Origin of the sequence: Saccharopolyspora sp. ASAGF58, assembly GCF_012277335.1 — a bacterium.
In the GTDB taxonomy this organism is placed as follows: Bacteria; Actinomycetota; Actinomycetes; order Mycobacteriales; family Pseudonocardiaceae; genus Saccharopolyspora; species Saccharopolyspora hattusasensis.
On the sequence record NZ_CP040605.1, the window covers coordinates 581,615 to 593,711 of the forward strand.

Consider the following 12,097-nt stretch of genomic DNA (forward strand, 5'->3'; position numbering starts at 1 on the left):
TGTCCCTCACCGGGAGCGGTGCACGGCCCCGGGTTCGCACGTTCAGATCGCGCGAAGGGTTGCCAGTTGAACATGAATCTTGTTCGATAGAACACGTGGAAAGTTCGGAACGCACGTTGCTGATCATCGAGCGGTTGCGGCAAGCGGAGCGGGTGACCGTCGCGGAGCTGGCCGAGGCGACCCGGTCGTCGGAGATGACCATCCGCCGCGACCTCGACCAACTCGCCGAGCAGGGGGTTCTGCGCCGGGTCCGCGGCGGCGCGGTGAGCTTCCTGCGCGGGCACTCCGCGCCGTTCCCGGTCCGCGAGCGCGACGAGGCGGAGCTCAAGGGGCGGCTGGCCGTCGCCGTCGAGGAGCTGATCGCGGACTGCGAGTCGGTGATCATCGACTCCGGCACGACGACGCTGGAGGTCGCCAAGCGGCTCGCCCACCGCCGGATCACCGCGATCCCGCTCGACCTGCACTCGGCGAACGCGCTGAGCAACGCGTCGCAGGTCGACCTGCTGATGCCGGGCGGGCGGGCGAAGCCGGGCGAGCTGTCGTTCACCGGCCACCTCACCGAGGCCTCGCTGCGCGCGCTGCGGGTGGACACCGCGATCCTCGGCGTCTGCGGCCTGTCCGCGAAGCACGGCCTGACCGCGCACGACCTCGAAGAGGTGCCGGTGAAGCAAGCCGCGGTATCCGGCGCCCAGCGCGTCGTCGCGGTCTGCCACGGCGCGAAGTTCGCCCGCACCGGCCTGGGATTCGTCTGCCCGATCACCGATCTCGACGTGGTCGTCACCGACCGGTCCGCCCCGGCGGACGCGCGCGCGGAACTGGCGGCGGCGGGCGTGGAGGTGCGCGTTGTCTGAGACCACCGAGAAGACCGTCGCGGTCCCCCGGCAGGCCCGCTGGGCCGTCACGGTCTACTTCGTGATCACCGGAGCGGCGCTGGGCACCTGGACCGCGCGGATCCCGGCGATCAAGCAGGACCTGGGGCTGGACGACGCGCAGGTGACCCTGGCACTGTTCGCGGTCGCGGCGGGTTCGGTGCTGGCGATGCAGGTCGTCGGGCACCTGTCCGACCGCCTCGGCAGCGCGCGGGTGCTGGGCCCGGCCGGGATCGCGATGGCGGCGAGCCTGCTGCTGCCCGGCTTCGCGGGAAGCCTGCCGGTGCTGGTGATCGGGCTGCTGGTGTTCGGCGTCGGGCACGGGACCGTCGACGTGGCCATGAACACCCACTCGCTGCAGGTACAGCGGCGATACGGGCGGCCGATCGTGAGCACCTTCCACGCGATGTTCAGCGTCGGCGGCCTGCTCGGCGCCGGAGTCGGCGCGCTCGCGGCGCACGCGGAAATCGGTGTGGGCGCGCATTTCGCGCTCGTCGCGGCCGCGCTGGGCGTGGTGTCGGTGATCGCGCGGCGCGGCCTGCTGCCGCCGGAGGAGCGCGTTCCCGGCAGTTCGGTGCGGCAACGCGGGATTTCGCCGGGGATCGTGTTCCTGGGCGTGCTGGCGTTCTTCTGCTCGCTGGGCGAGGGCTCGATGGCGGACTGGTCGCCGCTGTACCTGCACGACGTGCTGCTGACCAGCCCGGCGGTCGCGGCGACCGGCTACGCGGTTTTCTCCGCGATGATGGCCACCTTCCGCTTCCTCGGCGACTTCCTGGTCGCCCGGCTCGGGCCGGTCGTGCTGGTGCGGGGCTGCGGCGCGGTCGCGGGCGTCGGCCTGGGCGGTGCGCTGCTGCTGCAGCACCCGGTGGCGGCGATCATCGGGTTCGCCCTGTTCGGCATCGGCCTGTCGTGCATCATCCCGCAGGTATTCAACGCGGCGGGCAACCGCGATCCCAGCCGCAGCGGCCGGGATCTTGCGCAGGTCAGCACGCTCGGCTACGGCGGCCTGCTCGCGGGTCCGGTGGCGATCGGCCTGATCTCCAGCTGGACGGACCTGACCATCGGCCTGGCGGTCCCGGCGCTCCTGGCGATCTTCGTCGCCCTCTCCGCCCGGGCACTCCGCCCCCGCTGAGCCCCAGTTTCAACTGAAACCGGGGTATTCATGAAACCGTACCGGAGAGGTACCAACCGCCAGTCAGTCCGCAATTTCCATTGAAATCGAAGGTCCAATTTCCATTGAAATCGAAGGTCCAATTTCAATGGAAATTGCGGACCTTCGGCGTGTCGAGCCACGACACGCCGAAGGGTGTGGACAACTTCCGCAATTTCAATGGAAATTGCGGACCTCGAAGCGTCGGGGGCCGAGCCGTGGCCGAGCCGGGCTCCGCGGTTCATCAGCTCCAGGGTCTGCTCGACGAGGCTTTCCTCTGGTAGTCGGCAGTGATCGCTTACGCGCCAGAACTCGTCTCAGTACGCCAGGAAATCCTTCGCTCACGGCTCCTGTCCGCCTCGGCCATCCTCGGCGGCGGCGCCCCGACCGGTCCAATACGGGTTTGCGGGCCCGCGGATAAGACCGCCCTATTGACGCCCTATGACGCCCTATGACGGCAGGTTCAGGCCACCAGCAGGCCGATCCCGAGCGTCACGACGCCGGCGGCCAGCGACAGCGCGCCGAGCCACAGCAGCGCGATCAGCCCGTTCGGCCGGTGCACGTCGCGGCCCGCCGAAGACACGAAGAAACCCAACGACATCAGCACCGCCGCAACCGGCACGCCGAGCCGGGCGACCCAGCCGAGCGCGCCCGTCAGCTGCGTGGCGTCCGCCAGCACCAGGCACACCAGGGCGAGCGTGACGAGCACGCCCGCGTGCGCGTGCCCGGCGCGGGCGAAGTTGCGCTGAAACTCGGTCATCGGCACCTGGCCGCGCACGATCTTGGTCAGGAACCAGCCGCCGAACTCGATGGTCACGATGGTCAGCAGCACGACGCCCGCTGGCTGGGCGCACTCAACGACAACACCTGCATGAAGCCCCCTTAAGTCTCACAACGCCGTTATAAAACACCGTTACAAAACCAGCGTCAAGACTTCAGGAGACCCGCGCGGCGGCTCACCTGGCCGCAGACACCGCTGCGTCGCACAGGGCGTGCCGTGCTCAGCCGACATGGGTCAGCCAGTGCCGGTAGCGCTCGTCGGCGCCGGTCACCGCGGCGGTGAAGGCGTCCTGGATCTTGCGCGTCACCGGGCCGGGCTCGCCGATCTCGCGGTTGTCGACCGAACGCACCGGGGTGACCTCGGCCGCGGTGCCGCAGAGGAACATCTCGTCGGCCGCGTAGAGGTCTGAGCGCAGCAGGTTCACCCGCCGCACAGTCACGCCCAGGTCGGCGGCCAGCGCGGCGACCGAGTCCTGGGTGATGCCCTGGCCGGACTCGGCGCATTCGCTCATCGGTGCGGCTTCGGGTCGGGCGCGTGCGGTCCGCTCCGGGTTGTTCGAGAGAATCCACCGGCAGCCTTGCACGACGCTGCGCACCACCGATCGAGGAGAACGCACGTGAGCATCGAGAAGCCGAAGGTCGAGCGGCCGACCGGGAACCCCCCGGCCGACCTGCAGATCGAGGACATCACGGTCGGCGACGGCCAGCAGGCCGTGGAAGGCACCGTGGTGGACGTCCACTACGTGGGTGTCTCGCACAGCACCGGCGCGGAGTTCGACGCGAGCTGGAACCGCGGCCAGCCGCTGCGCGTGCAGCTCGGCAAGGGCCAGGTCATCGCGGGCTGGGACACGGGCCTGCAGGGCATGAAGGTCGGCGGCCGCCGCAAGCTCACCATCCCGCCGCACCTCGCCTACGGCGACCGCGGTGCCGGCAACGTCATCAAGCCCGGCGAGACACTGGTCTTCGTCTGCGACCTGGTCGCGGCCAGCTGACGACCGCGGCCCGCGAGCGGGGGCTGGCGATTTCGCGCGAAATCGCCACTTGCCAGGCGTGGCAAACGCCGATTTCGCGCGAAATCGCCACCTCGTGTGTCGCGGGCCGCAGCCGGTCAGCCCATGCGGAGGCGGCGGACCGGCGGTAGCGGGAACGCGTAGACCGCCGCACCGGTCAGCGCCACTTCTCCGACGATCAGCAGTGGTAGCACGAACGAGCTGGTCAGACCGGTGAACGCCCACCGCCACCCGAGCGTCGCGATCGTCAACGCCACCAGCGGAACCGAAAGCAGCTCAGCGGCTCCGCATCCCGGCAGGTGCGCGAACACGTCGCGGCGGCACCGGAGGGCTTCGAGGCTACAGCGGCAGCGACCGGGAGCTGGCCGACGTGCTGGCGGCAGGCGGTACCGGTGTCGTGTCGGGTTGCGCCGCCGCGCTCCCCGAAGTGTTTCTGGCGCTGGGCGAAGCCGTCCGGGCCGGGCGCGGCGGCACCGCGGAAACCCAGGCGGTGCAGGAGAAGGCCGATCGCGTGGTGGCCGCGCTGGGGCCGAGCATCGGGCGGATCAAGTGCGCCCAGCGCCTTCGCGGGCTGCCCGCCGGGGAATCCCGGATGGCGGTCGCCCACCCGGTCGCCCACCCGGACGCCGAAACCGAGGCGATCGTCGCGGATCTGGTCGCGGAGAACCGACGCCCAGGACGTCGACCTGCACCCGGCCGCCGAAGCTCACTCCGACCTGCTGCGGCTGGCCCGAACCGGTCAGGAGGAAGCGGCGGTGACGAACCTCCGCGGGCACCTCCTCGGTGCCCGCAACCGCCTCCGCTCGGCCCTGCGCGCCACCCAGGACGCCGCGTCGGCGGACTGAAGGCAGAAGCTCCCGATTCCACCCGGAACCGGGAGCTTTCGAAGTCGATCGTCAGTTGGCGGCGGAACCGGCCTGGCGGCGGAGTTCGCGGAGCCGGCGCATCGCGGTGATCGCCTGCTCGCCGTCGGCGGCCTGGATCGCCATGATCGGCACATACTCGTCCTCCGGCAGCTCCAGCCGGGCCCACGAGGCGCCGTCCGGGAAGCTGAAGGCCTGCACCAGCGGCCACGAGTAGCGCTGGGTGCCGATGATGTTGCGGACCTCCACGCCGTCGGCGTCCGCGCGCAACCGGGGCCGGGTCAGCAGCAGCACGCCGGCACCCAGCAGCACGCCCAGCAGCACCATCGACACCTGGTCGGACACCGAGAAGAACGCGCCGGTCGGGGTGTTCCGCAGCAGCACGCCGGCGACCGCGAACACCAGCACCAACGCAACCGCGATCGGGATAGCCACCCGCCGCACCTTCCGCGGCCGGACCTCCACCCGCTCCGCACTCACAGGAATCCTCGCTCTCCGTCCCAGCCGCGCAGCTCCCGCAGCACCAGTGCCGTCTCCAGCGCCGCCGCGGTCGCCTCGAAGCCCTTGTCCTCCACCGAGTCGTCGAACCCGGCCCGCTCCTCGGCCTGCCGCATGGTGTCGCAGGTCAGCACGCCGTTGCCGATGGCCGTCGACTCGTCCAGCGCCACCCGGGTCAGGCCCTGGGTGACCGAGTCGCAGACGTACTCGAAGTGCGGGGTGCCGCCGCGGATCACCGCGCCGAGCGCGACCACCGCGTCGTGCTGGTGCGCCAGCTGCTGGCAGACCACCGGGAGCTCGATCGAGCCGGGCACCCGCACCACGGTCGGCTCTGCGATGCCCGCCTCCTTCGCCGCCGCCAGGGCGCGGGAAAGCATCTGCTCGACTAGCCGCTCGTGCCAGCGGATCGCGGCGATGCCCAACCTCAGGTCGCCCGCTTTCGGCACGCTGATCCGCGGCCGTCCCTCGCCACTCATGCCGTAACTCCAGTCTCGCCATTGATCGAGGAGTCTTCGCCATCGTCGAGATTGTCCAGCACGTGGCCCATCCGGTCGCGCTTGGTGCGCAAGTAGCGGATGTTCTCCGGGTTCGGGCGGATCGGCAGCGGCACGCGGTCCACGATCCGCAGCCCGTAGCCCTCCAGCCCGACGCGCTTGGCCGGGTTGTTGGTGAGCAGCCGCATCGACTTCACGCCCAGGTCGCACAGGATCTGCGCGCCCTGCCCGTAGTCGCGGCTGTCGACCGGCATGCCCAGCGCGACGTTGGCGTCCACGGTGTCCGCGCCGTCGTCCTGCAACTGGTAGGCCTGCAACTTGTGGATCAGCCCGATGCCTCGGCCCTCGTGGCCGCGCATGTAGAGGACCACGCCGCGACCGGCCTCGGCGACCTTGGCCATCGCCGCGTCCAGCTGCGGGCCGCAGTCGCAGCGCAGCGAGCCGAGCACGTCGCCGGTCAGGCATTCGGAGTGCACCCGCACCAGGATGTCCTCGCCGTCGCCGATCTCGCCGTAGACCAGGGCCAGGTGCTCGATGCCGTCGATGGTGCTGTCGTAGCCGAAGGTGCGGAACGTGCCGTGCCCGGTAGGGATGCGGGCCTCGGCGACGCGCACCACCTGCTTCTCGAAGCGGCGGCGGTAGGAGATCAGATCGGCGATGGTGATCAGCGCCAGGTCGTGCTCCTCGGCGAAGACCTCCAGCTCGTCGCGGCGGGCCATGTCGCCCTCGGACTTCTGGCTGACGATCTCGCACAGCGCACCGGCGGGGCGCAGCCCGGCGAGGCGGGAGAGGTCAACCGCGGCTTCGGTGTGCCCGGGGCGGCGCAGCACGCCGCCGTCGCGGGCGCGCAGCGGCACGACGTGGCCGGGCCGGGTGAGGTCCTTGGCGGTCGACGCCTCCTCGGCCAGCACGCGCAGCGTCTTCGCGCGGTCGGCGGCGGAGATTCCGGTGCTCACGCCCTCGGCGGCGTCGACCGTGACCGTGTAGGCCGTGCCCTTGCGGTCCTGGTTCCAGTAGTACATCGGGGGGAGGTCGAGGCGGTCGCAGTCCTCGCCGGGGAGACCGACGCAGATGTAGCCGGAGGTGTAGCGGACCATGAACGCCACCAACTCGGGCGTCGCCTTCTCCGCGGCGAAGATCAGGTCGCCTTCGTTCTCGCGGTCCTCGTCGTCGACCACCACCACCGGGCGCCCGGCCACGATGTCGGCCAACGCGCGCTCGATGCTGTCGAACTTGTTCGTGCTCACCGTGTTCGCAACCTCGTCCTCGGGGTTCATCACCGCGTCTCCCTGACGCCGCCATTGTCCCCCGAACGGGCCTGCGCACCATGGTCCTGGTGGACCAGTTGCGCTGCGGCGAGCCGTTCCAGGTGCTTGGCCAGCACATCCACCTCGATGTTCACTTCGTCACCCGGCTCGCGCCGACCCAGCGTGGTCAGCTCCTTGGTGGTGGGAATCAGCGCGATGCTGAACCCGGTTTCGCCGGCGTCCACCACCGTCAGCGACACCCCGTCGACGGTGATCGAGCCCTTTTCCACCAGGTACCGGGACAGGCGTTGCGGCAGGTCGAAGCGGGTGAGCCCGTCGGCGTCGGTGCCGCGCAGCACCGCGGTGCCGTCGACGTGGCCCTGCACGATGTGCCCGCCGAGCCGGTCGCCGAGCGCCATCGCGCGCTCCAGGTTGACCCGGTCGCCCGGCGCGATGCCCTGCATCGAGGAGCGGCGCAGCGTTTCGGCCACCACGTCCACGGTGAACCGACCGTCTCCCACCGTCACCACGGTGAGGCAGACGCCGTTGACCGCGATCGAATCGCCGTGCTTGGCATCTTCGGTCACCACCGGCCCCGCGATGGTCAACCGGCTGCCGTCGGCCAACGGTTCGACCGCTTCGATGGTGCCGAGCTCCTCGACGATCCCGGTGAACACCTGCTGCCTCCTAGCAATACTGGTCAGCGGTCCAGCGGGACCGCGCTGACCCGCACGTCCGGGCCACTCATAGTCGTCTCTTCGACATGCAACCGCCATGCCTCCGAGATGCTTCCCACTCCCGCTTCGCCGAGGGCGGCCGGTCCGGCTCCGAGCAGCAGCGGGGCGATGTAGGCGAGCACCCGGTCCAGGCACCCCGCCGCCACGAACGCCCCGGCCAGCCGCGGGCCGCCTTCCAGCAGGACGTCGACGATGCCGCGGTCGGCGAGGGCGGCGAGCACCGCGGCCGGGTCGCCGCCGGGCAGCTGGATCGTTTCCGCCGCGTCGTCGAAGACCTTTGCACCGCGCGGGATCTCGCGGTCGCCGACGACGACGCGCAGCGGCTGCCGGGCCGGCAGCGTGCCGTCCGGCGCGCGGGCGGTCAGGTGCGGGTCGTCGGCGAGGACCGTGCCGGTGCCCGCGACGATCGCGTCCATCTGCGCGCGCATCCGGTGCACCTCGGCCCGGGACTCGGCGGAGCTGATCCACTTGCTGGTGCCGTCGGCCGCAGCCGAGCGACCGTCCAATGTGGCCGCGTACTTCCAGGTCACGTGCGGCCGCCCGGTGCGGGCGGAGTGCAGCCAGGCCCGCAACGGCCCCCGCTCCACCTCACCGGCCAGAAGTCCACTATGGACGTCGATGCCCGCGGCGCGCAGCACGTCTGCGCCGCCGGCGGCCTGCGGATTGGGATCGGAAACCGCGTGCACCACGCGCACGATCCCGGCCGCCCGCAGGGCATCCGTGCACGGTGGTGTCCGGCCGGTGTGCGAGCAGGGTTCCAGCGTGACCACGGCGGTGCCACCGGCGGCGCGCTCCCCCGCCGCACGCAGCGCGACGACTTCCGCGTGCGGCCCGCCCGGCGGCCGCGTCGCACCGACGCCGGCAACCTCGCCGCCGGCATCCAGCACCACGCAACCCACCGGCGGGTTGGGGCTGGTCGTGCCGCGCACCTGCTCGCTCGCCGCGATCGCGGTGCGCATCGCCTGCTCCTCGGCACGAGCGACCATCGCTCCCCCTCCCATCCCCGCAATTTCAATGGAAATCGAACCTTCGATTTCAATGGAAATTGCGGGGGAACGTGGTCATTGGCGCGCGTGGGCGAAGTTGGGGGCCGCCTTGGCGCGCAGCGCCTCGACCGCCTTGGCCGGGTCGTCGGCGTTGTACACCGCCGAGCCCGCCACGAAGCAGTCCACCCCGGCCTCCGCCGCCTGCTCGATGGTGTCGGCGTTGATGCCGCCGTCGATCTCCACCAGCAGGTTGAGGTGGCCGGTGTCGACCAGCTCGCGCGCCTTGCGGGCCTTGTCCAGCACCTCGGCCATGAAACTCTGGCCGCCGAAGCCCGGCTCCACCGACATCACCAGCAGCGTGTCGTAGTGCTTGAGCACCTCGACGTACGGGTCCAGCGGGGTGTTCGGCTTGACCGACAGGCCCGCCTTCGCGCCGGCGGCGCGAAGGTCCTTGGCGATGGCGATCGGGTCCTTGGCGGCTTCCACGTGCACCGTGACGTTGTGGGCACCAGCCTCCGCGTAGCCGATGGCCCAGCGGTCCGGGTCCTCGATCATCAGGTGGCAGTCGATCGGGATGTCGGTCGCCTTCAGCAGCGACTCGACCACCGGCAGCCCCAGGGTCAGGTTGGGCACGAAGTGCGCGTCCATCACGTCCACGTGCAGCCAGTCGGCGCGCTGGCCGGGGGCGCCGTTCACGGCGGCCATCTCATCGGCGAGGCGGGCGAAATCGGCGGAAAGGATGGAGGGCGCGATCATCGGCTGGTTCGACACATGCGCGAGTGTAAATCCCAGGTCTCGCGCCTCCCGGAGCGCCCTAGCGCTCCGATCCTCACCCGATCGGCCCAAGGGTGAGGGGCACCCGCGACCGAGCAACCGGGGCGCGGGCGCCCCTCGCTCACTCGGTTCCCGCGGGGGTCCGGCGGCGGATGATGTAGTACGCCGCGCAGAGGATCAACAGGAACGGCACGCCCGCCTTCCATGCGGTGTTGAACTGCTCGGTGAACGGCGTGGTCAGCAGCACGGCCGCGACGAACAGCATCGCCAGCACCGTGGTCACCGGCGCCCCCGGCAGCTGCACCGGCGAGGGGGGCAGGCCCTCCAGGGCCCGCCGACGCCGGAACACCAACTGGGTGGCGAAGATCATCAACCACACCACGAGAGCGCCGAACAGCGCCAGACCCAGCAGCATCGGGAACGCGGTGTCCTCGGCGAACACCGACAGCGACGCGGCCAGCGCCAACCCGACCGCGGAAAGCACCAGAGCCCGGCGCGGCACCCCGTTCGCGCTGACCTCCGCGAACCACTTCGGCGCGTAACCGTCCAGGGCGAGCGAGTGGGTCATCCGCGCGGTGAGGTACAGGTTGGTGTTCATCGCCGACAGCGCCGCGGTGAGCACCACGAAGTTCATGATCCCGGCCGCGGCAGGGATGCCCACCAGGCTGAACAGCCGCACGAACGGACTCTCCGTGACTTCGCCGGAGGAGGACGCCTCGTTCCACGGCAGGATCGAGACGACCACCAGCATGCCGAGCACGTAGAACAGCCCCAGCCGGAGCACCATCCGGCGCGCCGCCCGCGGCACGTCCCGGCCGGGGTTCCGGGATTCGGCCGCGGTCATCGAGACCGCCTCGGTGCCCAGGTACGAGAACGTGACGACGGTCAGCGCCAGCCACACCGCGCCGATGCCATTGGGCAGGAACCCGCCGTGCTCGGTCAGCGCGCCGACGCCGACGGGCTGCTGGCCGGGCAGGCCGAAGACGATGTAGACGACGCCGAGCACCACGAACACCACGATCGTGACGACCTTGATCATGGCGAACCAGTACTCGAACTCGCCGAAGAAGCGCACCGCTGCGATGTTGATCGCCAGCATCAGTACCGAGAAGCCCACCACCGGCATCCAGAGCGGCAGCTGCGGGTACCAGAACTGCAGGTAGAGCCCCGCCGCGATGACCTCGCTGCCGATGTTGACCACCTGCGCGGCCCAGTAGATCCAGCGGGACACGAAACCCGCGAGCCCGCCGAGGTAGCGCTGGATGACCGCCCCGAACCCACCGGCCTCGGGGTGCACCACGATCATCTCGGCCAGCGCGTAGGCCAGCGTCAGCGCGGCGAACGCGGCCACCGCGTAGGCGATGATCACTGCCGGCCCGGCGATCGAGATCGCCAGGCCGGAGCCGAGGAACAGCCCGGTGCCGATGGCGCCGCCGATGGCGATCATGCCGACCTGACGTCCGGAGAGGTCCCTGCGCAACCCGGTCTGCCGTGCCGGTGCGGTCTCCTGTGCCACTGTCCTGTGCCTCCCATTCGTCGCGCACCAGGTGTCGGTGCGCGACGAGCACCTTACGACGCGATCCCGGTTCTGGGATCGCCCATTTGCACACTCGTAGTGCAGTCAGCGCGGGAGCGACAGCTCGATCGGGGTGCCCTCCGCGACCGAGCGGCTGACGGTGCAGTACTTCTCGATGGCGCGCTGCATGGCGTCGACGAGCTTGCCGTGGTCTTCGACCCCGCTGAGATCGACGTCGAAGCTGACCTGGACGGACGCGAACTTGTGCTTGTCCTCCGGGACCTTGGTCCGGTCGGCGTGCACCGTCACCTTCGCGTCCTCGCCGAGCCGCCGGACCAGCAGGTTCTCGCTGGTGACCGCGGAGCAGGCGGCGATGGCGGCGAGCAGCAGCTCGCCGGGGGTGAAGGCGTCGGGAGCGTCCTCGCGGCCGATCGTCACCTCGCCGCCGCGCGGGTTGGTCGCGGTGAATGTGTGCTGACCGGTCCGGGTCACTTCGACCGGAGTGGAAGACATTCGTACCACCTGACGTCGGTTGCAGTTGCCGGTCCAGCCTCGGTGCGGAACCGTGAAACGTTAACCATTTCGGCGGCCCCGTTGTTCCAATCAGGACTGAGGTCATGACCACTACGCCCGAGGAAGGGTTGCACCGCTGTTATCGCCGCGCGACCTGATCGTCTCCGGGCTGCCGTGGTCACTGCGCGTCCTCGCCGATGTCCTCGTACCAGAGGCGGGGGTTGGCCTCGATGAAGTCGGCCATCAGCCGGGTGCACTCGGGGTCGTCGAGGAGCACGACCTCGACGCCGTTCCCGGCCAGCCAGTCGTGGCCGCCGTGGAAGTTCCGGGCCTCGCCGATGACGACCCGCCCGATCCCGAACTGGCGCACCAATCCGCTGCAGTACCAGCAGGGCGACAGCGTGGTCACCATCGTGGTCCCGGCGTAGGTGCGCTGCCGTCCGGCGTTGCGGAAGGCCGCCGTCTCGCCGTGCACCGACGGGTCGTCGTCCTGCACCCGGCGGTTGTGGCCGCTCCCGAGCACTAGCCCGTCAGCACCGATCAGCGCGGCACCGATGGGAATTCCGCCCTCGGCGAGCCCCGCCTTCGCCTCGTCGGCCGCAACGGCCAACCAACGCCAGTAGTCCACTTCGGACACTGCTCGCCCTCCATCACCAAGGC

At 70.4% G+C, this 12,097-nt stretch carries 16 protein-coding genes; 3 read left to right on the forward strand and 13 right to left on the reverse strand.

The window, feature by feature from the left end:
• Nucleotides 1-95: 95 nt before the first annotated feature.
• Together FDZ84_RS02425 and FDZ84_RS02430 are read left to right on the forward strand one after the other, a co-directional pair.
• Nucleotides 96-851, forward strand: a complete 756-nt coding sequence (locus FDZ84_RS02425; protein WP_168584521.1) for a DeoR/GlpR family DNA-binding transcription regulator — start codon at nt 96-98, stop codon at nt 849-851.
• Nucleotides 844-2,001, forward strand: coding sequence for an MFS transporter (locus FDZ84_RS02430; protein ID WP_168584522.1), 1,158 nt, complete (start codon nt 844-846; stop codon nt 1,999-2,001). Before FDZ84_RS02425 ends, FDZ84_RS02430 begins: the two co-directional genes overlap by 8 nt.
• 481 nt (nt 2,002-2,482) lie before the next feature.
• Here FDZ84_RS02430 and FDZ84_RS02435 read toward each other — a convergent pair whose 3' ends face one another.
• Nucleotides 2,483-2,851 carry a hypothetical protein gene (locus FDZ84_RS02435; protein WP_168584523.1) on the reverse strand — a complete coding sequence of 123 codons (369 nt, stop codon included), beginning with the start codon at nt 2,849-2,851 and terminating at the stop codon, nt 2,483-2,485.
• A gap of 169 nt (nt 2,852-3,020) precedes the next feature.
• Complete coding sequence (locus FDZ84_RS02440; protein WP_246868742.1) at nt 3,021-3,416, reverse strand: aminotransferase class IV; 396 nt, start codon at nt 3,414-3,416, stop codon at nt 3,021-3,023.
• On the opposite strand from FDZ84_RS02440, the gene FDZ84_RS02445 reads away from it, so the two are divergent.
• Nucleotides 3,417-3,791 carry an FKBP-type peptidyl-prolyl cis-trans isomerase gene (locus FDZ84_RS02445; RefSeq protein WP_168584524.1) on the forward strand — a complete coding sequence of 125 codons (375 nt, stop codon included), beginning with the start codon at nt 3,417-3,419 and terminating at the stop codon, nt 3,789-3,791.
• 116 nt (nt 3,792-3,907) lie between these two features.
• Here the strand turns inward: FDZ84_RS02445 and FDZ84_RS02450 are convergent, their stop codons facing one another.
• From FDZ84_RS02450 to FDZ84_RS02505, 11 genes are all read right to left on the reverse strand, one after another.
• On the reverse strand, nt 3,908-4,066 hold the full coding sequence (locus FDZ84_RS02450; protein ID WP_168584075.1) for a hypothetical protein: 159 nt from the start codon (nt 4,064-4,066) through the stop codon (nt 3,908-3,910).
• Complete coding sequence (locus FDZ84_RS37610) at nt 4,057-4,416, reverse strand: hypothetical protein (RefSeq protein WP_210435831.1); 360 nt, start codon at nt 4,414-4,416, stop codon at nt 4,057-4,059. The genes FDZ84_RS02450 and FDZ84_RS37610 overlap by 10 nt, the downstream gene beginning before the upstream one ends.
• A 289-nt stretch (nt 4,417-4,705) precedes the next feature.
• On the reverse strand, nt 4,706-5,107 hold the full coding sequence (locus tag FDZ84_RS02465) for a PH domain-containing protein (protein WP_371812759.1): 402 nt from the start codon (nt 5,105-5,107) through the stop codon (nt 4,706-4,708).
• A gap of 41 nt (nt 5,108-5,148) precedes the next feature.
• Nucleotides 5,149-5,646, reverse strand: coding sequence for a 6,7-dimethyl-8-ribityllumazine synthase (gene ribH / locus FDZ84_RS02470; protein ID WP_168584526.1), 498 nt, complete (start codon nt 5,644-5,646; stop codon nt 5,149-5,151).
• Complete coding sequence (locus tag FDZ84_RS02475) at nt 5,643-6,941, reverse strand: bifunctional 3,4-dihydroxy-2-butanone-4-phosphate synthase/GTP cyclohydrolase II (protein ID WP_168584527.1); 1,299 nt, start codon at nt 6,939-6,941, stop codon at nt 5,643-5,645. The genes ribH and FDZ84_RS02475 overlap by 4 nt, the downstream gene beginning before the upstream one ends.
• Complete coding sequence (locus FDZ84_RS02480; RefSeq protein WP_168584528.1) at nt 6,941-7,588, reverse strand: riboflavin synthase; 648 nt, start codon at nt 7,586-7,588, stop codon at nt 6,941-6,943. Before FDZ84_RS02480 ends, FDZ84_RS02475 begins: the two co-directional genes overlap by 1 nt.
• A 23-nt stretch (nt 7,589-7,611) precedes the next feature.
• A complete protein-coding gene (gene ribD, locus FDZ84_RS02485; RefSeq protein WP_168584529.1) occupies nt 7,612-8,634 on the reverse strand; it encodes a bifunctional diaminohydroxyphosphoribosylaminopyrimidine deaminase/5-amino-6-(5-phosphoribosylamino)uracil reductase RibD in 1,023 nt (340 codons plus the stop codon).
• A 75-nt stretch (nt 8,635-8,709) separates the two neighbouring features.
• Nucleotides 8,710-9,390 carry a ribulose-phosphate 3-epimerase gene (rpe, locus tag FDZ84_RS02490; RefSeq protein ID WP_168584530.1) on the reverse strand — a complete coding sequence of 227 codons (681 nt, stop codon included), beginning with the start codon at nt 9,388-9,390 and terminating at the stop codon, nt 8,710-8,712.
• Between the two features lie 139 nt (nt 9,391-9,529).
• A complete protein-coding gene (locus FDZ84_RS02495; RefSeq protein ID WP_168584531.1) occupies nt 9,530-10,924 on the reverse strand; it encodes an amino acid permease in 1,395 nt (464 codons plus the stop codon).
• A gap of 105 nt (nt 10,925-11,029) precedes the next feature.
• Nucleotides 11,030-11,437, reverse strand: coding sequence for an OsmC family protein (locus tag FDZ84_RS02500; RefSeq protein WP_168584532.1), 408 nt, complete (start codon nt 11,435-11,437; stop codon nt 11,030-11,032).
• A 178-nt stretch (nt 11,438-11,615) separates the two neighbouring features.
• Nucleotides 11,616-12,074, reverse strand: a complete 459-nt coding sequence (locus FDZ84_RS02505) for a nucleoside deaminase (protein ID WP_168584533.1) — start codon at nt 12,072-12,074, stop codon at nt 11,616-11,618.
• Nucleotides 12,075-12,097: the final 23 nt, after the last annotated feature.